The 19081-nt window shown below is 60.6% G+C and carries 16 protein-coding genes and 1 tRNA gene; 12 read left to right on the top strand and 5 right to left on the bottom strand.

Features of this window, described 5'->3' with window-relative positions:
* Positions 1 to 25 precede the first annotated feature (25 nt).
* Entirely contained in the window at positions 26 to 253 is a 228-nt protein-coding gene (locus WDN46_19215; GenBank protein ID MEJ0095451.1) for a hypothetical protein, read from the bottom strand.
* Between the two features lie 159 nt (positions 254 to 412).
* On the opposite strand from WDN46_19215, the gene WDN46_19210 reads away from it, so the two are divergent.
* From WDN46_19210 to WDN46_19190, 5 genes are all read left to right on the top strand, one after another.
* Entirely contained in the window at positions 413 to 1435 is a 1023-nt protein-coding gene (locus WDN46_19210) for an alpha/beta hydrolase (protein MEJ0095450.1), read from the top strand.
* A gap of 103 nt (positions 1436 to 1538) precedes the next feature.
* Positions 1539 to 2933 (top strand): PLP-dependent aminotransferase family protein, encoded by a 1395-nt coding sequence (locus WDN46_19205; GenBank protein MEJ0095449.1) that lies wholly within the window; start codon positions 1539 to 1541, stop codon positions 2931 to 2933.
* A 149-nt stretch (positions 2934 to 3082) separates the two neighbouring features.
* Positions 3083 to 3508 carry a DUF983 domain-containing protein gene (locus WDN46_19200; protein MEJ0095448.1) on the top strand — a complete coding sequence of 142 codons (426 nt, stop codon included), beginning with the start codon at positions 3083 to 3085 and terminating at the stop codon, positions 3506 to 3508.
* Positions 3509 to 3602: 94 nt separating this feature from the next.
* On the top strand, positions 3603 to 4415 hold the full coding sequence (locus tag WDN46_19195; GenBank protein ID MEJ0095447.1) for a class III extradiol ring-cleavage dioxygenase: 813 nt from the start codon (positions 3603 to 3605) through the stop codon (positions 4413 to 4415).
* Between the two features lie 139 nt (positions 4416 to 4554).
* Complete coding sequence (locus tag WDN46_19190; protein MEJ0095446.1) at positions 4555 to 4980, top strand: OsmC family protein; 426 nt, start codon at positions 4555 to 4557, stop codon at positions 4978 to 4980.
* A 71-nt stretch (positions 4981 to 5051) separates the two neighbouring features.
* On the opposite strand, the gene WDN46_19185 is transcribed toward WDN46_19190, so the two are convergent.
* The 3 genes from WDN46_19185 to icmH all read right to left on the bottom strand — a co-directional run bounded on the left by WDN46_19185 (position 5052) and on the right by icmH (position 10633).
* Entirely contained in the window at positions 5052 to 5342 is a 291-nt protein-coding gene (locus WDN46_19185) for a (2Fe-2S)-binding protein (GenBank protein MEJ0095445.1), read from the bottom strand.
* A gap of 374 nt (positions 5343 to 5716) precedes the next feature.
* Positions 5717 to 9124: a type VI secretion system membrane subunit TssM gene (tssM, locus tag WDN46_19180; protein ID MEJ0095444.1), complete on the bottom strand. Its 3408-nt coding sequence runs from the start codon at positions 9122 to 9124 to the stop codon at positions 5717 to 5719.
* A gap of 66 nt (positions 9125 to 9190) precedes the next feature.
* The gene (icmH, locus tag WDN46_19175) at positions 9191 to 10633 is read right to left on the bottom strand and encodes a type IVB secretion system protein IcmH/DotU (GenBank protein MEJ0095443.1); all 1443 of its coding nucleotides are present in this window, start codon (positions 10631 to 10633) and stop codon (positions 9191 to 9193) included.
* A 308-nt stretch (positions 10634 to 10941) separates the two neighbouring features.
* On the opposite strand from icmH, the gene WDN46_19170 reads away from it, so the two are divergent.
* From WDN46_19170 to trmD, 5 genes are all read left to right on the top strand, one after another.
* Positions 10942 to 11016: transfer RNA gene (locus WDN46_19170), tRNA-Val, on the top strand.
* A gap of 52 nt (positions 11017 to 11068) precedes the next feature.
* On the top strand, positions 11069 to 11368 hold the full coding sequence (locus WDN46_19165) for a hypothetical protein (GenBank protein ID MEJ0095442.1): 300 nt from the start codon (positions 11069 to 11071) through the stop codon (positions 11366 to 11368).
* Positions 11369 to 11444: 76 nt separating this feature from the next.
* Entirely contained in the window at positions 11445 to 12812 is a 1368-nt protein-coding gene (locus tag WDN46_19160; protein ID MEJ0095441.1) for an aspartate aminotransferase family protein, read from the top strand.
* Positions 12813 to 12815: 3 nt separating this feature from the next.
* A complete protein-coding gene (gene rimM, locus WDN46_19155) occupies positions 12816 to 13409 on the top strand; it encodes a ribosome maturation factor RimM (GenBank protein ID MEJ0095440.1) in 594 nt (197 codons plus the stop codon).
* Positions 13410 to 13412: 3 nt separating this feature from the next.
* Complete coding sequence (trmD, locus tag WDN46_19150; GenBank protein ID MEJ0095439.1) at positions 13413 to 14111, top strand: tRNA (guanosine(37)-N1)-methyltransferase TrmD; 699 nt, start codon at positions 13413 to 13415, stop codon at positions 14109 to 14111.
* A gap of 41 nt (positions 14112 to 14152) precedes the next feature.
* Here the strand turns inward: trmD and WDN46_19145 are convergent, their stop codons facing one another.
* Positions 14153 to 15733 (bottom strand): glycosyltransferase family 2 protein, encoded by a 1581-nt coding sequence (locus tag WDN46_19145; GenBank protein ID MEJ0095438.1) that lies wholly within the window; start codon positions 15731 to 15733, stop codon positions 14153 to 14155.
* Between the two features lie 131 nt (positions 15734 to 15864).
* Between WDN46_19145 and WDN46_19140 the strand changes: the two genes are divergently transcribed.
* Both WDN46_19140 and WDN46_19135 read left to right on the top strand, forming a co-directional pair.
* Positions 15865 to 17043 carry an integrase arm-type DNA-binding domain-containing protein gene (locus WDN46_19140; GenBank protein ID MEJ0095437.1) on the top strand — a complete coding sequence of 393 codons (1179 nt, stop codon included), beginning with the start codon at positions 15865 to 15867 and terminating at the stop codon, positions 17041 to 17043.
* A 616-nt stretch (positions 17044 to 17659) separates the two neighbouring features.
* The gene (locus WDN46_19135) at positions 17660 to 18100 is read left to right on the top strand and encodes a hypothetical protein (protein MEJ0095436.1); all 441 of its coding nucleotides are present in this window, start codon (positions 17660 to 17662) and stop codon (positions 18098 to 18100) included.
* The last annotated feature ends 981 nt before the right edge of the window (positions 18101 to 19081 follow it).

The raw sequence follows: 19081 nt of genomic DNA, 5'->3' as shown, positions 1-19081 counted from the left end.
TCATAAGCCCATACTTCACGGAGGATCACTTTTCAGGGGGCAGACCACGCAGGTAGCAGGGCGAGCCTTGCGACAGGGCCGGGAAACGTTTCGCCCGAAGAACATCAGCCGTGATCGCAGCGGCTTGGCCGAGACGCATGGTCGCGAGCTGACTTTTGGAGGAGAGCTGTCGGTAACGGACCCAATCATTGCTTCCGCGGGCAATCTCTGCATCGCTCGCCACGACCCTCGCCTCGGCTTCCTTGATAGTCACGAAATACCGTTCCTCAAGTATCGCGCAAAAACCGAGGAGGCGCGCCCCAACCGTTCAGTTGATTTTACATAGAGCGCGCTTAGCTTCCACGGCTTATAAGGCGGCGTAGCTAGGGCGTGACGGCGCTCTCCCGCTGCGGGACTCGAAAAGGAGTGGCCCATGATCAAATGCGCGGTTTTGTCAGCGGCTTTGCTTCTTTGCGCTTTCGGCGCGTCGGCGGTTCCCTCGGCGCCGGGGGCCGCCTACGGGCCGGAGCTTGAGGGCTTTGCTTATCCTTATGCCGTCAAGGAGTTCGCTTTCGCCTCGCAAGGCGAGCCTCTGCATATGGCCTATATGGACGTCGCGGGGGAAAAGCCGAACGGCCGCGTCGCCGTGCTGCTCCATGGAAAAAATTTCTGCGCCGCGACCTGGGAGGAAACCATCAAGGTTTTGAGCGAAGCTGGCTATCGTGTCATCGCGCCGGATCAGATCGGCTTTTGCAAATCGAGCAAGCCGGGGCGATATCAGTATAGTTTCCAGCAATTGGCGCGGAATACGCACGCTTTGCTGGAGTCGATCGGCGTCGGTCGCGCGACGATCATCGGGCATTCGACCGGCGGCATGCTCGCGGCGCGCTATGGCCTGATGTATCCGCAAGACGTCGATCAACTTGTTTTCGTCAGTCCGATTGGCCTCGAGGATTGGAAGGCAAAGGGCGTTCCCTCGCTGAGCGTCGATCAATGGTACGAACGCGAGCTGAAGACGACGGATGAGAGCATTCGCAATTACGAGAAGGCGACATATTATTTCAATCAATGGCGGGACAGCTATGAGCCATGGGTGCAAATGCTGGCGGGCATGTATCGGGGACCGGGGCGCGAGCAAGTCGCCTGGAGCTCCGCGCTGCTCTACGACATGATCTACACCCAGCCCGTCCTCTACGAGTTTGATCTCTTGAAACCGCCGGTTCTTCTATTGATTGGCGATAAAGACACGACTGCGATCGGCAAAGACGCGGCGCCGCCGGATGTGCGGGCGCAGCTCGGTCATTATCCCGAGCTCGCGAAATTGGCGGCCAAACGGATCCCGAACGTCAATCTAATCGAGTTCCCCGAGCTCGGCCATGCTCCGCAAATGCAGGACCCCGAGGCGTTTCATAAAGCGCTGCTCGAGGGCCTCCGCAATTTGGACGCTGCCCGCTGAGCGAAGGCGATTTGCGGCTAACCCATTGACCGGCTTGCGCTCCTCCGTGATTGTACATACAATATGCATATATTACAATTCGAGGAGCATAAAGGATTTGGCGATGGGCGCCGGCGCTGGAGCAGATATTTGGCTGCCATCGATCAATAGGGCTGCGGGCCCGCTCTATCTGGCCATAGCCGATGCGATCGCCGCGGATATTCTCTCCGGAAGTCTTGTTGGGGGAGTCCGTTTGCCGCCGCAACGCACGCTCGCGGACGCTCTTGGCATCGACTTCACTACGGTCAGCCGCGCCTATGCGGAGGCGCGCCGTCGCGGCCTCGTCGAAGGCCGCGTGGGCCAGGGCACTTACGTCCGCCAGAAGCGCGCGCCCGCCGCGGTGGTCGCGAGCGGCCTCATCGACATGAGCATGAATCTGCCGCCCCGTTTCCACGACGCGGCTTTGACGGCGCGGATGTGGAGCGGCATCGCCGATCTCGAGACGAGCGGAGGCCTCGATCTTCTTTTGCGCTATCAGGAACCGGGGGGCGCTGCGGCGGACCGAGCCGCGGGCGTTAATTGGCTGCGGCGACGGCTGCCGGCCGTCTCAGTCGAGCGCGTGCTCGTTTGCCCTGGCACACAGGGAGCCATGCTGGCTCTTGCAGGGGCGCTGGCTGGGCCCGGCGAGGCTATTTGCGCCGAAGCGCTGACTTACCCGGGGTTTCGCTCACTTGCGGCGCATCTGCGCATCAGGCTCGTCGAGGTTGGAATCGACGGCGAGGGCGTCGATCCCGACGCCTTTGACGCCGTTTGCCGGACGCAGAAACCTAAAGCGCTCTACTGCGCGCCGACGCTGCATAATCCGACGACGGCGACGATGTCGCTTGCGCGCCGCGAAGCAATCGTCGCTGTCGCCCGGCGCCATGGCGTGCCGATCATCGAGGATGATGCTTACGGGATGCTGCCCAAAATCGCGGCCCCGCCGCTTGCGGCCCTTGCTCCCGAACTGGTCTATCATATTGCCGGGCTGGCGAAATGCCTCGCCCCTGCGTTGCGCATCTCTTATCTCGTCGCGCCGGACGCGCGCGCGACGGCGCGCCTCGCCGGAGCGATCCGCGCCACGACTTCGATGGCCTCGCCGCTCACTGCCGCGATTGTGACGCGATGGATCGAGGATGGCGTCGCCGACGCGGTGCTTGCAGCCATACGCAAAGAGACAGCCGCTCGCCAGACGATTGCCGCCGCGCTTCTTCCGGCAGGCGCCGCAATTGCCGATCCGGAAGGATATCATCTCTGGCTTCCGCTTGCGGCGCCCTGGACGCGCGGCGAATTCGCCAGCCGTCTGCGCTCGGCGGGAATCGGCGTCGTCGTAAGCGATGCTTTCGCGCTGGCGCAGCCGCCCGAGGCTGTCCGCCTCGGTCTAGGCGCGGCTGCAACGCGGGAAGATTTGACTCAGGGCCTCCGGATTGTAGCTGACCTGCTGGATCAATCGCCGGCGATGTCCTCGATGGTGGTTTGAGTGACGCGAGCGCTTGGCCGTTATTGACAATTGAGCATACAATTACCATACAATATGCGAGCGCTTGCGCTCGGATCAGAAATTCCGCATAGACTATGAAATCTCAGCGGGTAGATCGCTCGCAGCGCGGCTGGGATTGGAGCAGATCAATGACGCAAGAGGCGAACGCCAAACAGGAATGGCCCGCGCTAAGTCCGATGCGAACCGGATTATGGGGGAAATGCCCGCGTTGCGGCAAAGGGCATCTGTTTGAGGGGTTTCTCAAATTGCGGCCCTCATGCGAGGTTTGCGGCCTCGATTATTCATTCGCCGATCCCGCCGACGGTCCGGCCATCTTCGTGATGCTGTTCGTGTGCGTCCCGGCCGTTTTCTTCGCGGTTTGGCTTGACGTTGAATATTCGCCGCCGTTCTGGGTCCATCTGGTGACTAGCCTGCCGTTCTTGCTTATCTCGTGCATTCCGCCGCTGCGTCCGCTCAAAGGCTGGCTGATCGCAAGCCAATATTTCTATAAGGCCGAAGAAGGACGCATTGTCGGCGCCAACGGCGTGCACGCGGCGCCGGTGAACAAAGCCTAGCGGCGGCTCTCCATTCATAATTCCCCGTCGCCTTGCCTTCAGAAGATCTTGGCGGCACTCTCGATAGCATTTTGAGAAAATTGGAAACCGGCCCATGGCTGCACCGCGTCTTCCAGTCTGGTTTATTCCGCATGGCGGCGGCCCTTGTTTTTTCATGGATCCGCCGCCGAGCGCGCCGGAGACGTGGACGGGCATGGCCGCTTATCTGCGCGGCATCCCCGCGACGATAGGCGAGCGTCCCCGCGCATTGCTGGTCATTTCCGCCCATTGGCTGGAGCGCCGTCCGACAGTCACGGCGGCTGCCGAGCCGAGCCTGATCTATGATTATCGCGGCTTTCCGCCGCATACTTATCAGCTGCGTTACCCGGCGCCGGGCGATCCGGCGCTGGCGGCGGACATCTGCCGACTGCTCAATCGCGCGGGGATTGACAGCGCCGCCGATGAGACGCGCGGCTTCGATCATGGCGTGTTCGTGCCTCTGCTGCTGCTCTACCCGAACGCCGACATTCCGACGGTGCAGCTTTCCTTATCGATGTCGCTCGATCCCGCAGAGCATATCGCGATCGGCCGGGCTTTGGCCTCCTTGCGCGACGAAGGCGTATTGATCATCGGCAGCGGCCTCAGTTTTCATAATCTGCAAAACCTGTATCGCGCCGACCCTCGCATCATCCAGATCGCCGAAAAATTCGATGCCTGGTTGACTGCCGCCGTCGCTGGCCCCGAGGCCGAGCGCAACGCTGCTTTGACCGCCTGGGCCGCTGCGCCCGGCGCCCGCGTGAGCCATCCGAGTGAAGACCATTTGATTCCGCTGATGGTCGCAGCCGGGGCCGCCGCTGAAGATCTCGGCGTGCGCGACTACAGCGATCATATTTTCGGGGCGCCGGTTTCGGGCTACCGTTTCGGCTAAAGTTTTATGGTGTGGACGCGTCGGCGTCTGAACATTCAGACGGCGCCGGAGTCGCTTGTAACGCGGCTGGTTTTGCGACATCGTCCGGGCGGCCAATGAAGTCAACGCCGTTGCTTCGCCTAACTTCACGGAGACATTGATGAAAAAAGTTGGATCGGCCGCTTGGCAGGGCGGGATCAAGGACGGAAAAGGCTCCATCTCGACGGAAAGCGGCGCGCTGAAAGCCTATCCTTACGGCTTTGCGAGCCGCTTCGAAGGACAGCCAGGGACCAATCCGGAAGAGTTGATCGGAGCGGCGCATGCGGGGTGTTTCACCATGGCCCTGTCGCTCATCCTTGGCGAGGCCAAGCTCACGGCGACGCAAATGGATACAACGGCGGAAGTGACGCTGGACAAGGTCGACGATGGCTTCGCCATCACCAAGGTGCATCTCACCTTGCGCGCGAAAATCCCCGGCGCCGATCAGGCGACTTTCACGGAGCTGACCAATAAGGCAAAGCTCGGCTGCCCGGTATCCAAGTTGCTGAAAGCCGAGATCACGCTGGACGCCAAATTGGTCGACTGACCCGAACGTCAAAAAGATCGCTGGGACAGATCCGTCTGTCCCAGACGCGGCGACGTCATCGCGCTGCCTCTTTAGGGAACGATCGGGAAAAAAACCTGTTCTTCGGTGACGGTGAGCGTCTCCAGCTCGCAGACCGGAAGATCCTGCGGCTGACAAGCCTCGTCGACGCAGGCGCTTGGCGCATCGCCGAGCGCGTCACGGATGATCTTTCGCACCGTCTTTATGCAGCGCCCGCAATTGGGGCTGCAACCGAGGCATTTATAAACGGCGCCCGGCGTGCGCGGACAAGCCTGACCTGCCGACCCGGCGAGGGTCGCTTTGATAGTGGCGTCGGTCAGAACATTGCACGAGCATACAATCATTCAGGCACCAAATATTCGAGCCAAACAGCGTTTTGCGAAGCGACGAGTCGAGTTCGATGTAGCGCATCATTTAATGAATTGCAATGCAATGTCGAAGATTAGATTGGGTCTAGACAAGCAATGCCGCGCCTTTTCAATTTATAATCATTCAAAATACTGCTTAGCTAGGTGAACGACAAATTGTGGCGAACGCTTTCTGATCGCGATGGCTGCGGGGCCGGGGACGCGCGGCGGCGTCTCGCGGACCCTGAAGTTGGCGTCGCTCCGCGAAAACAAGCAAGACCTGATTGGACCAAGACCTGATTGGGCCAAGTCGAATCGATCGCGCGGTCGATTGCTGACCTTATCCCGATTGCATCGTCGCCTCAGGCTTATCAGGCTCCGTTGGGGCAGTGGAATTTGCGCAACTGAATCAAGTCGAGCGGCTTTAAGGTTGCGCTAGGGGAAGTCGCGCTCGCATTGAACCGATATTGCAGATCGCGGCCGCCGATAGAGAAAGTCGCGAGGGTTCCATCGCCATTGACGCGACCGGCGTCAAGCATCCGGTAGATCGACCAGACGCCTTGACGCTCAATGGCTGGAGCTTTGCTGGAACGAAGTCTGAGCGCTGTGCGGTGAATTGCAGCTGGACCTGGCCATTGCACAGTTATCGCTTTGGCGCCGCCGTTGATGACTGTCGCGTCGATCTCCAGCCTTGAGGCGCGGAGCGCTGGCGGCGTCACCGCATAGGAAAAACCAGGGACCGCGGAGTCGGCCCCGAAGAACGCCTCGCGGATCTCGGCCGCGAGCTGGAAATCGGCCAGCGCCGTCGGCGCGAGTTTTTTGGCGAGCTGGCTGCCGTCGCGCCATTTCCATTCCGCCCCGGATGCGGGGAGAATATTTTCGCTGACGAACTGGTCGATCAATCCTTTCGGCCCGAACATGCGGGCGAAATCCTCCAGCGAGACATCGCGCGCGGCGGACCGGTTGAAAGGAAAACGGCTTGAGATCCGTTCCCGGCAAGCCATGGTGACGGAATTGCGCAATTTGTCGGCGGTCCTCGCGACAACGAGATCGACAATTTCGCGCGTCGCGTCATCAGCAGTCTCCTCCATCATATGATTGAAGGGTTGCGGCAGGCTCGATGCATCGGTCTTGAGCTTGGCGACGCTGGCGGCGATTTGGCTCTCCAGCTGATCGGCGGAGGAGCCGTTCGAGGCGAGGCGGCTCAGATTGGCGCGGATCTCATTCAATTGCGAAATCACGAGGTCGATTGGCCGCCGCCCCGCATCGCCTTCGACCAGTCGATGAAAGGGCGCAAGCGCCGCATCGATCATTTGCGCCGGCGTCTGTCCGCCCGCTCCCGTGATGGAGGCGACGGGCGGCTCGTCGCCTGCGGCGTCCGTCGCAAGAGCCTGCTCCGCGTCGGTCAACAGCGTCTCGTCGCGGATCGATTGGAGAAGGCGGCCAATCGGCGAAGCGCTGGAGGATGCCGCGGCCAATAGCGGATAGGACGGTCGCTCAGTGATCAGGCGCCGAAGCTTCAATTTGTCGATGGCCTCGCGCCATGCGTCAATGAAAGCTTTGGCGTAAACGTCGACCAGATTTTCCTCCAGCTTGTCATACTGCTCCGCGATCGCCGGTTGCTCGCCGGCTGCGCCCAGAACCCATCGATCCCGCGATATTTCATCGACGATGCCGGGCGCGGCCATGATGAAGTCCTGTTCGAAGCCGGGCTTGGTCAGAAAATAAGGGACCTGGATCGCCCCGATCGATTGGTCGAAGACAACCAAAGCTTCGGCGCCGCCGGCTTTGCCCGCTGACCAATCGGGGCGCGAGCTCGCCTTCGCCCGCGCCGCCAACGTCCGAAAAGCGCGATCGGCGACATTTTCGCTCGCCAGCTTTGCCTGGATTTTCTCGACAAGCGGGCCGTTCAACGGCACGGAGGAGCCGCGCCCCGTTTCGAGATCGAGCATGGCGAGGAGATGCTGTTCGAGCTCCTTGCGTCCTTCGCTGTTCCTTGGTCCGGGATAAAGATTTTCCGACCAATCGCGCTCCATCCAATTGATCAGCAATTGCCGATCTGCCCTCGCGAGCCCGCCCAGCATCAAATAGACCTTGAGCGCCTCAAACAGCGCCGCAGGATCATTGCCATTGGCTTCGAGCCGCTCCTCGAGTCGATAGATGAGGCGCGGCCGCAGCAGACGTTCGAGGCCGACGCCATAGGCAGTCTCCGCCGCGGATTTCAGCCGCGCGCTTTGGTTCAATCCGAAGCCGCCGGACAGCGAGTTGGAATTATCGCCGAAACCGCCCGGCAAAAACCGCAGCGAATGCAATTCGGGAAGGATTTTACTCAGATCGCGGTCACTGACTGTATCGGAGCGGCCGACGTCCCCGGCGAGCACGGAATATTTGGCCGCCGCCTCTTCAATATGGGCTATCCGGTCGCTGTTCCTTGCGTAGTTGATCCACCACGCGCCGATGAGGAGCGGCGCGGCGACGAGCATGCTCGCGAGGGCGACCTTCTTGACCACACGCTGGCCGCGCTGCGTCGACACCCAGCCGGCCTCGCCAATCAACACCTTCCTGATCAGGTCGGTCAGAAAAAAGCTCTTGCGCTGGCCGGAATAGGCGGGAGCTCCGACCGCCTCAGCGGCTAATCCCTTGGCGAGCGCGCCGAGCAATTGATCGATTGGCGCGCCTTGCTGCGTCGCCGAGGAGAAGTAGAACCCGCGCAGGGCGGCGTTGCTCTGATAGTGCGCCGGATCGAAAATCTTGCTGAGAAAATTTGTGACGGGCTGGCGCAGCGCCGCCATTTGCGCGGGAAATCCGAACAGAAGAATACGGTTTGTCGCGTCCTTCTCCTCGGCTAATCTCCGGGTCACGCGTTTGTTCAACCGCTCGACGAGGGCCGCAAAGGCGGCTGGAGCCTCGGCGAGCATGGATTTGCTCTTGTCCGTCGTTTGAAACGTCTCGCCCCAGACCTGCGTCCGGCCGGCCTCGTCGAGATCTGCGAAAAACTCCATGAAGCCGACCACGAGATCGGCCTTGGTGAACAACGCATAGACGGGAAAATCGACCTTCAGCCGCTGGCGCAATTCGAGGAGCTGCGCTTTGATGGCGGCGGCATGAGCCGCGACTTCGGCCGGCGGAAGGATAAGCAGATCTTCCAAGCTGAAGGCGACGAGAACGCCATTGATCGGCTGGCGGGAGCGATTGCGTTTGAGCAGATCGAGGAAGGCGGCCCAGCTGTTTTGATTCGGCTTGGCGTCTAAATCCTGCGTCGTATGGCGATCTGCGGTTTCGAGGAATACGGCGTCGCTGGCGAACCACCAATCGCAGCCGCGTGCGCCTCCGACGCCTGCGACCGCGCGAGGCGCAATGCCGGCGGTCAACGGAAACTTCAATCCCGAATTGACGAGCGCTGTCGATTTGCCGGATCCAGGCGGTCCGATCACCACATACCAGGGCAGGTCATAGAGATACTTTGCGAGGCCGCCACGGTTGCGCAACGCGCTGAGCGCCTCTTTCATGCGCGCGGTCAAAAGCGGAGCGTCGCTTTCGTCGACGCTCATGCCGCGAGCGATGCGCTCGACCCCTTTGCGGCGCCGACGCCACCTATAGAGTCCAGCGCTCGCAACGAGCGCGAAGACGGCTAGGATCGCCGCAAGCCGCGGAAAGGCCTCCTCAAGCGGATGAGTCTCGCGGAAGGGCAGGAGCGGGCCCCCGAACCAGATCAGCGTCGCGACCGCGATCGCGCCAATCAATCTGATGAGGATGCGTAACCAGGATGTTCCACTCATAAAGCGCGCCTAAAGCTGCTGACCTTTTGGACAGAATATGCGTCGGAACTCACGCTCACGCCGGCCTCAATCGCTGCGTGGGACGATGATTTCGACCCGGCGATTCTGGTCGCGCCCTTCGGGCGTATCGTTCGACGCGATCGGCGCATCAGGGCCTTTGCCTTCCGCCTCGACCCGCTCCGGCTGCGAGAGGGACTGTTTCAGCAGAGCGCTCACGGCTTTGGCCTGCTCCAGAGACAGTTCGAAATTCGAAGCGAACCGCGCGTTGGAGATTGGCGCAGCGTCGGAATGCCCGACGACCCTGACGGCTTTTTCGTCGTCGAGCGCGAGCGCGATATACATCATGAGCGCGCGCGCATCGTCGAGAATGGCCGATTTCCCAGGTTGGAACAGAAAGCTGTCGGAGATGCGAATGACGATCTGATTGGCGGTCGAATCGACGCGGATGGTTCCCGCCGCGATATTCGGCCCCAATACATTACGGATGTGATTGAGTTGGGAGACTTGCGCCTCCGTTGGCGGCGGAAGCGGGGGCGGCGCGACCGCGACTTTGCGGCCGATCGCTGCCTGCGTCGGCGGATTCAACGCGCCGAGCGCTTCGGCCGCCGCCTCCGCGCGATGACCGAGGGCGATCCGGAATCCGACGAAGACGCCGAACAACGCAAGAGCGATGACGCTGGCGGAAACCCAGAGCGGCGCGCGCAGACGAACGGCGTGACAGCCAAGCGACTGGCCACGCCAATGCGTCGACAATGATTGCTGGATGGGCTGTGTTTTTTGCAGAAGCTCCGAGAGGTCGCGCCGAATCTTCTGCAAAGTGGCCTCCCGGCCGGACAACATTCGGTCGGAGCCCTGAAATCCCAACGTCAGACAAGCGTGAATCAGTTCGAGCAAGAAGTAATGCGCGCGGGGGCTCCGCTTGGCGCGGTCGAGTTCGGCGAGAAAACGGCGCCCGTCGTTGTTTTCACTAAAAAAATGCGCCACTAGCCCAGATCGGGCCGCGTCGGCGCCATCGCCGCCCGGAAGATTGCCCAGGACCTCGTCAGCGGTCGCGCATAGGACGTATTTGGCGGCGGCAGCGTCGTCCGGCGCGACGCCGGCGCTTCTCATGTCGCGGTCGCATGTCTCTATCGCTGCGGCGATCCGCGCGGTTGGCCCAGGCCGAGGGACCCGGAGAAGCGCAGCCCGCAAACGGCCGAGCAGAAGCAGCAGCGGTCCCGCCGCCCGCAGGATCGGATTGTCGTTCGGGATGCTGAGATTCTGGCCCGGCGCAACCGGCTGCCGTGGCGGCGGCGCTGGCTTCAAAACCGAATCAGCGTCGTCGGTCGAGCGCTGGGGGGAACTGGTCCGGGATATGGCGGGATCCTCGCTGCTTGCCCGCGCCCTCATTGTGTCTTGCGAATGATGAGTGGGAGCCGCGTCCGGTTGCGGCTTTGGCTCAGCTGTCGGACGGAAAGCCGTCCGATCATCGCGCTCTTCGGGTGCGGGGGATTGATCTTTGTCGCTCATCGCGCTGTCTCTGACCCCGAGGCGGATTTTCCGGTGGTCGGAACCCAAAAATCCGCCGATTTTGGAAGTCTTGCAGGTTTTCCCTGGCTTGGCCATGCTGCAGAATTCCCGCAAAAATGATCCATTGTAACAAACAGAAGGAAATAGTGATCGCATAACTGTGAGGCGGTTCCGCTCCCGCCGCAGGTGCCCACGAGACCAATTCGCGCATGCGCCGGCAGCGGAAAATAGGAAATCTTTGCAGCTTGCGCCTCCCTCCACGAGCCGGTATATGCTGGCGCGGAAGCTATCCCCTCACAGGGAAGCTCGGGCGCGTAGCTCAGCGGGAGAGCACTACGTTGACATCGTAGGGGTCACAGGTTCGATCCCTGTCGCGCCCACCATCGGACATGCTGAAACCCGGACGCGGCGAAGCGTCGCCGCTCGTCTGGAGGAGTGTTGCAAAGATTTACTCACCGCCTGATTTTCCCCGCGGCGGAACATTTTTTAAGCTCAACCGTTGTCTTTACCGATCCTGTAAACGCCATTAGCGTTACGTGGAGTCTCTGCTCCGGGATTGCCGGCAAAGGGTTCGACCTACGTTTCGCAGTAACTTCAAACTCATTTTTGCATGGGCATGGATCGGGAATTATCGGTCTCATCCATGCAAACAATCAAGGTGAGTGCGATTTTGCTGCTTGCCTCAATGGTGAGGCCATTGAGCGCTATCCTTCAGACGCTCAGCGGCAAGCTTAAAGTGTGATCAATGAAAAACATATCGTTTCAGGAGATTACCCTCGACCGGCCCACGCGGCGTTTCGACATTCGCGCCATGGTCGCGGAGCGCGAGTCGGAGCGTTACGGGCTGCACGTGGAGCACATGAACGAGATGATGGTTCGCGTGCTGCAGACGATAGGTTTCGACGTTGCGTTTCAGAAAGGCGAGGGCCAGTATCTTTTCGACCGCCGGGGCGATCGCTATCTGGATCTGCTGAGCGGATGGGGCGTGTTTGGCGTTGGCCGTAACCATCCCGTGCTGCGGGAGGCTTTGACCAGCGTCCTCGCGAGCGATTTCCCCAATCTCGTGCAGATGGACGTTTCTGTCCTTGGCGCTTTGCTGGCGGAGAGATTGCTGGGGTTTGTTCCTTTTCTCGACAAAGTCTTTTTCACCAATTCCGGAGCGGAGACTGTCGAGGCGGCGATCAAGTTTGCGCGCCGCGCCACCGGGCGGCCGGGAATTGTTTATTGCGGACATGCTTTTCACGGCCTTTCCTATGGCGCGCTGTCCCTCAACGGCGATGCGATTTTCCGCGAGGGGTTTGGTCCCCTCGTCCCCGGCTGCGTCGAGGTCCCTTTCAACGACCTGGCGGCCCTTGAAAAAGCGCTGCAGGCCGGCGACGTCGCAGCCTTTATTGTCGAGCCGATTCAGGGCAAGGGCGTCAATCTCCCGGACGACAACTATCTTTCCGACGCGGCTGCGCTTTGCCGCAGACATGGCGCTCTGTTCATCGCCGACGAAATTCAGACCGGGCTTGGCCGCACCGGGCGTTTTCTGGCGATTGAACATTGGGGCGTCGAGCCCGATATGGTGCTCCTCTCCAAGGCGCTGTCGGGCGGCCATGTGCCGGTCGGCGCGGTCCTGACCCGTAAGCATGTGTTCGGCAAAGTATTCAACCGCATGGACCGCGCTGTCGTGCATGGCTCGACATTCGCGAAGAATGATCTCGCCATGGCGGCTGGACTCGCGACCCTCGAAGTCATCGACGCCGACGGCCTCATCCGCAACGCGGAGCGCACCGGGGCTCGACTGTTGAAAACTTTCAAGGGGATGGCTGAGCGCTACGAGCTGGTCAAATCCGTGCGCGGCAAAGGCCTGATGATCGGCGTCGAATTCGGGCCTCCGCGCTCCCTGAAGCTTAAGGCGTCTTGGAGCCTGCTCGAGGCCGTCAATCCCGGCTTGTTCTGCCAGCTCATCACTATCCCCCTGTTCAAGGATCACAAGATTCTCGCGCAGGTGGCGGGACACGCCAATCATACGGTCAAGCTGCTGCCAACGTTGGTCATCAATGATGCGGATTGCGACTGGATCGAACGCGCGTTCGACAGCGTCATCGCCGACAGTCATCGCGTGCCGGGGGCGGTCTGGTCGCTCGGCAAGACGCTGGCCGACCATGCGCTTAAGGCGCGGGCGGCGAAATAGCGTATGGCGGCCCATGGCGGCGAACGCATTCTCGTTGGCCGTTTTGGAGCCCCGCATGGCCTCAAGGGCGACTTGCGACTGCAATCCTTCACTGACGTCCCGAACGCAATCGCCAGCTATGAGCCTCTGACCGATGCGAGCGGCGTCCGGCGCTTTTCGATCAAAACCCTGCGCCATGTGAAAGACAATGTATTCGTCGCGAGGATTGTCGGAATCGAGGATCGCACCGCCGCCGAAAGCCTGACCAATCTCCAGCTATTTTTGCCGCGCGATTGCCTGCCAAAAACCGACGAGGATGAGTTTTATCTTGCCGATCTGATCGGACTCGCGGCTGTGCGGAAGAGCGGCGAATCCATCGGCCGGGTGACCAACGTTCTCAATTTCGGCGCCGGCGACATTTTGGAGATTGCGCCGGAGGGTGGCGGCGAAGCGCTGCTTTTGCCTTTCGCTAAAGCTGTCGTTCCCGAGATCGACATAAAGGGCGGTCGGCTTATCGTCGCGCCGCCTGTCGAGATCGAGGCGGAGCTCTTTTCCGAAAAAGCGGACGAATCCCAGCATCGCCCCGAGCAGACGAAGCCTTCGCCGGACGAGATCTGATCAATGTGGCGCGCGACGGTTTTTACCCTCTTTCCGGAGATGTTTCCGGGGCCGCTCGGCGTTTCGCTGGCCGGTGAGGCGCTCGCGCGCGATGTTTGGGCGCTTGGCGTCCACGACATTCGCGAGCAGGGGCTCGGCCGTCATCGCGCCGTAGACGATACGCCGGCCGGCGGGGGCCCTGGGATGGTCATTCGCGCTGACGTCTTGGGCGCGGCGCTCGACGCTGGACTTGAACCTCTGGATGCTCGTCCGCGTCTGCTGCTCAGTCCGCGCGGCCAAGCTCTCACCCAATCCCGCGCGCGATCGCTCGCCGCCGGAGAGGGCGTTGTGCTGATCTGCGGGCGCTTCGAGGGGGTTGACGAGCGGGTGATCGAAGGGCGGCGTCTCGAAGAGGTGTCCATCGGCGACTATGTTTTATCGGGTGGTGAAATCGCCGCGATGGTCGTGCTCGACGCCTGCGTTCGGCTTCTGCCTGGAGTAATGGGTAAGGAAGCCTCCGGCATCGATGAAAGCTTTGAGGCTGGACTGCTCGAATATCCGCATTTCACGCGCCCGCGCGAATGGGAGGGGCGAGAAATTCCACAGATCCTACTTTCCGGCGACCACGCCAAGATCAAGGCATGGCGCAAAGCCGAAGCGCTGCGGATTACCCGCGAACGCCGGCCGGACCTGCTCGGCGGAGGCTCGGCAAAGCCGCGCTGAACATGACTTTCTCCGAAAGTTGGCGACTTCCAAGACCATATTTAACGCCGCGTCGGTGGTGCCCCCACAGAATTTGCTTTGATCTTGATCGCCGCGGCGAGCTCAGCCGCCGCAAGGTTTTTCTGGCGCGAGCTTTTGGCGAGCCCATGCTCCGTCTTGTGCCAATGATAGGGCCGCATGATGAGGTCATAAAGCGCCGCCCAAGCCGCGGCGGACATCAGCAGATAATAAGGCGCGAGCAACGGTAGAAAAATCCAGAGCCCGAGCAGCCTGCGCCGCTTCATGCCAAGCAGAGCTACCCACACCACTGAGGCCGCTCCAAAGAGCCCGACCGAGAGCCATAGCGTCGTCTCCACCAACGCGAAGATGGAGGTTGGAGAGGGCAAACCCACTCGCGCAAGGTCGTAGATCATCAGCGCGGTCAAAAGCGGCCAAAGCAGCGGCGAGATGACCAGCGCCGTCATCAACAAGAGCAGTGAGCCCGCCCGAGCCCATCCAACTTCGGCGATGAGACGGGCCGGATCCCGGCTCAGCGTGATGAATGTCTGCATCCAGCCTTTCGACCAGCGTCGCCTTTGCGTCATCCAGGCCTTCAACCGGGCCGGCGCTTCCTCCTGCGTGCTCGAATTCAACGTCTCCGAACGATAGCCGAAACGGGTGAGGCGCAGGCCGAGATCGGCGTCTTCCGTCACATTCCAGGCGTCCCAGCCGCAAATCTCCCGCAAGGCCTCCGTGCGGAAATGATTTGATGAGCCTCCAAGCGGAAGCGGAACGCCAAGTCCAGTCAGTCCGTGGTGCAAAACGTCAAACAGCGCCGCATATTCGATCGAAAATAGCCGCGTCAGCCAGGAGTCCTCTATATTGTCGATTGACAGCTGCGCCTGCAAACAAACGACTTCGGCGGGCGCTTGGCGGAATCGCTCGACGGCGTCGCGCAATTGCATCGGCGCGGGGGCGTCTTCCGCGTCGAACACCGCGACGAATTCCCCGCGCACGAGAGGCAATGCGATGTTCGATGCCCGCGGCTTGGTTCTGGGTCGCCCGTGCGGGGCTATTATGATTTCATAGACTGGAGGAAGATCGAGCGCCTCAAGCGCTAGCCGGGTCGCGTGATCGTCCGCTTCGATGACGAGTTTAATGTCGAGTTTGGCGCGCGGATAATCGATAGCGTCGAGCGCGGCGGTAAGCTGGCCGACAACCCGCGCTTCGCGATGGAGCGCAATCACGATCGAGTAAGTCGGCAAATTGCGGTCATTTATGCGCGGGGGGTGGCGGACGTCTGCGTGATCGAGGCTTGCCGCGCCAGCGAAAAGCCGCAGAAAAACAGTGGCGAGGAACAGGCAGCTCGCCGCAATCGACAGCAGCATTGAAGCGGGTTCGGGCGCTGCGACGCAGGCGGCGATGGCGATCACGACCATTATGGCGAAAAGGCCTTGCGCCGGAGTGGGGCCGGCTTTGGCGGAAAGACTGGCGTCAAGATCGGGGAGGGCGAAACTCGCCTCTTGCACGATCGACGCCGCCGAGGCGGCGCGCACCAATCGCGACAGGTTCTTCGCCGTGGTGACGGAGAGCCTCCCTCTCAGCGATTCGCCGCGCTGCTTGCGCCGCAATAAATGTTTCACAGCGTTCGCCAGCATATTGGAATGGACTGTTTTCGCAGGGATATATGTGGAAGAAGTCCGTAATCGTTCACGCCTGTATTGCTGAATGCGACCTCGCAGACTATGGTTTTCTCTATGGTTGGGGACATGCCATGGCGAAACAAACGAAGCGTTTAGATGCCCTCACGGTTAAGGCGCTGAGCACGCCAGGGCGGTATTCGGACGGCGACAATTTGTATTTGGCGATCGGCAAGAATGGCTCGAAACGCTGGGCCTTCATTTACATGCTCGACGGACGCCAGCGCGAAGGCGGCCTTGGCTCCGCAGCTACAGTCACGCTAGCCCACGCTCGCGCGAAGGCTCATGAATGGCGCTCAATGATTTCTAAGGGTATTAACCCCATCGATGCCAAGAGGGCGGCAGGTGGTGCCCGTATCGCACCGGCTGCGGTTAAGACGTTTGGCGATGCAGTCGAGGCGTTGATCGCGGCAAAAGGCGCTGCCTGGCGTAGCCATAAATATCGAAAGCAATGGCAGTCGACACTGATCTCGCACGCCCCGAGTCTCTTGGATTTGCCTGTCGCTGATGTCGACGCCGCTCACATTATTTCGGCATTAGGGCGGGTCTGGTCGCGGGCGCCGGAAACAGCGTCGCGCCTTCGTGGCCGTATCGAATCGGTGCTGTCCTTCGCCGCCGCCAACCGCTGGCGCGCTGGTGACAATCCTGCGATTTGGCGAGGCCACCTTGAACACGTTTTTCCCCCGCGATCCGCGCGGCCACATCATCGCGCGATGGCCTACGCCGCCGTGCCTAAATTCGTGGCCTCTCTGGTCAGCAAGGATAGCTTGCCGGCGCTGGCGCTGCAGTTCGTCATATTGACCGCAACCCGAACGAGCGAGGCGCTGCACGCGGAATGGACTGAAATAGACGTCGAGGCTCGTGTCTGGACAATTCCTCCCAGCCGAATGAAGGCGGGCAAGGAGCACAGAATACCGCTCAGCGATCGCGCCATTGAGATACTTGCCGATCTAGCAGCAGTCCGTTCGGGTCCATTCGTCTTTCCAGGTCAGCGCACCGGCAGGCCCTTGTCGCGTCCGCGCGGCGTTGCGCTCGCCAATGCCGAGGGCGTATCGGTGCACGGTTTTAGGTCAACATTTCGTGATTGGGTCGGCGAAGAAACCGATTTCCCGCGTGAGGTCGCCGAGGCAGCGTTGGCGCATTCGGTCGGCAATGCAGTCGAAACCGCATATCGGCGGGGGGATGCTTTGGAGAAGCGCAGGGCGTTGATGCAGGCGTGGGCAGATTTCTGCACGGGCCGATCGGACCGCTAACTTGTCAGTTTGATTTCCTCAGCACGATGACGGCGATTCGCTCATATAAATGCGCGATTTTTCGGAATTTTGCTTCGCGAAAATGGACCGATACAAAAGATATATTATGCAATAATTTCAATAGCTTAAGCTGAGTCTGGGCTCTAATAAGCGCGAGCGTGACCAGTACTATGCTAAAATAACATATGAGGGGAGTTGATTTGCCCCAACCAACCCCGTTCCTCTTCCACCCGAGGCACTGATGCTGGATACGACCAACGGCCCGCGCCGTCAAGGAAAAAAGCGACGAGGGCGCCCGCGCATGAAAGGGCGCGCCCGGTACGCCAACGGCAGGCTCGTGAAGCCAACTGTTGCCGAGCGGGAAAAGCGAGCCGCTGAGGTCGCGCCAATGGCGCGGGTGCTAGCGCAGCCCCATCGCAGAGGAAACACCGATAGGTTAGTGGAATCGCCCTTGGGCTGCATTGTTCGGAAGCATCAGGCGCCGGTACATCTATGGGTCGTCGGCTGCAATTTTGGAGAGCTGGTCCGAGTTTGGTCCGCCGCGATCGGCGCGCCATCGCCTATCCTTGCGTCGAACTACATCAATTGCGGAAGCAAGGTCGCGCATCGACCATCCGTGGCTTGGGTCTCGAATAACAAGGGCAAAATAATCGGCGTGAAGGGGCAGAGCGACACATACGTGGCGCTAGACCACGGACCGTTGATTGACAAAGCGGCAGCAACAGCGCGCCGCGCCGAACAATTGGCACGGAGCGGTCACTGTAAGCTGAAAAGGCTGCGGGACCCGGTGGACCGAGCTGAAGCAATCATCACCAATGCCGTTGGCAAATCCGGGTTGAGTTTCGTGCGGCGATTATGCGTGGACGAACGCGCCCTTGATGCCGACGCCGACGAGATAATTGCCCTTGCGGGGCTCGCGGCGCTTCGGGAGGCCGGGATGGAAATCAGACCAGACTCACCAGACCCTGAGTTGCTGACCGACGACAGCGATGACGCCATGACGATTTACGAGCAGCAAATTGCAATTCTGACGACTGTCTATGGAGAGCGCGAATGACAATCGCTGAACTATCCCGCAAGGCCACAGCCAATCATCCTTTCGGAGACGAGCGGGACGCTGCCGCCTTCTTCAACATGAGTCCGAGGCGGGTCCGTATGCTGGCAGACGTGCTCCCCGGATGCTGGAGGTGCGGACCCGCGATTAGATTTGATAAGCGCATAGCCGCTACATACGCGGCGCAGAAGGTTTTTGCATCCCTTAACAGTAGTCGCTGAGAGCTTCCCGGTGCTGGGAAGTTTAGACCGGCGGTATCGCTGGTCTGTGAATAACGGGACCGAGGGGGCGGTTTCGGTGGAAAACCAGGAAGGGTTGTTGCGGACAAAGCAACGGCACGTCAGTGTTTGGGCGTTCGCAAATGTTCGCGTTCGACGGGGACCCGCCTCACTTGGCAGCGTCGCGAGTCCCCGCCTTCACCAACATGGCCCGCTCGGGCCACGCAAGGGCATCCTATAATGAATTCGATTAAAACTTCTAGCGCCTTTGATGGCGTTTTGGCCCTGACGATCCCCCAGACCCAAAAAGCGTTGGGGATATCTCGGACCACCGTGTACGCGCTTTTTGAGCAAGGGAAGCTCCGCCGGGTCAAGATCGGCGCGCGCGCGCTCATCCCAATCGCGGACGTCAGGAACATACTGGCCGGCTAACATCCGCCAGTTGCCTTTCAATCACCAAATCCCAAAAGCAAAAAGCGGCCAACCCCTGCCAGGGCGACCGCTGATGCCATCATTGATGGAGTCAACAAGTTGATTAACCCCACTCAGGATACGCCGTTTGCGCGGCGGCATCCTCTGTTCGGTTCGCTCTTGCGAGGCGTCTCGAACACTCCTGAATTTATGATTTTCGGCGCCCTTTTGCAACCGATTATTTTGCTCTCGGGGCGTGCCCGATGAGCGCGCTTACCCTTCAATCAATACAATCAGTGTTCGGCGGCGACATAAGCGGAAACGGTATTCTGATTCCAGGTCCGGGTCACAGCAA

Source organism: Methylocella sp., from assembly GCA_037200525.1.
Lineage (GTDB): Bacteria > Pseudomonadota > Alphaproteobacteria > Rhizobiales > Beijerinckiaceae > Methylocapsa.
The sequence above is the reverse complement of the archived record's forward strand: the minus strand, read 5'-3'. Positions and strand labels throughout refer to the sequence as shown.

Bases quoted from the DNA above. Each gene is read 5' to 3' on its own strand.
- WDN46_19190 (MEJ0095446.1), top strand. From the start codon at position 4,555: ATGAAAAAAGTTGGATCGGCCGCTTGGCAGGGCGGGATCAAGGACGGA.
- WDN46_19185 (MEJ0095445.1), bottom strand. From the start codon at position 5,342: ATGATTGTATGCTCGTGCAATGTTCTGACCGACGCCACTATCAAAGCG.
- WDN46_19140 (MEJ0095437.1), top strand. From the start codon at position 15,865: ATGGCGAAACAAACGAAGCGTTTAGATGCCCTCACGGTTAAGGCGCTG.
- WDN46_19205 (MEJ0095449.1), top strand. From the start codon at position 1,539: ATGGGCGCCGGCGCTGGAGCAGATATTTGGCTGCCATCGATCAATAGG.
- WDN46_19210 (MEJ0095450.1), top strand. From the start codon at position 413: ATGATCAAATGCGCGGTTTTGTCAGCGGCTTTGCTTCTTTGCGCTTTC.
- icmH (MEJ0095443.1), bottom strand. From the start codon at position 10,633: ATGAGCGACAAAGATCAATCCCCCGCACCCGAAGAGCGCGATGATCGG.
- WDN46_19200 (MEJ0095448.1), top strand. From the start codon at position 3,083: ATGACGCAAGAGGCGAACGCCAAACAGGAATGGCCCGCGCTAAGTCCG.
- tssM (MEJ0095444.1), bottom strand. From the start codon at position 9,124: ATGAGTGGAACATCCTGGTTACGCATCCTCATCAGATTGATTGGCGCG.
- trmD (MEJ0095439.1), top strand. From the start codon at position 13,413: ATGTGGCGCGCGACGGTTTTTACCCTCTTTCCGGAGATGTTTCCGGGG.
- rimM (MEJ0095440.1), top strand. From the start codon at position 12,816: ATGGCGGCCCATGGCGGCGAACGCATTCTCGTTGGCCGTTTTGGAGCC.
- WDN46_19195 (MEJ0095447.1), top strand. From the start codon at position 3,603: ATGGCTGCACCGCGTCTTCCAGTCTGGTTTATTCCGCATGGCGGCGGC.
- WDN46_19160 (MEJ0095441.1), top strand. From the start codon at position 11,445: ATGGTCGCGGAGCGCGAGTCGGAGCGTTACGGGCTGCACGTGGAGCAC.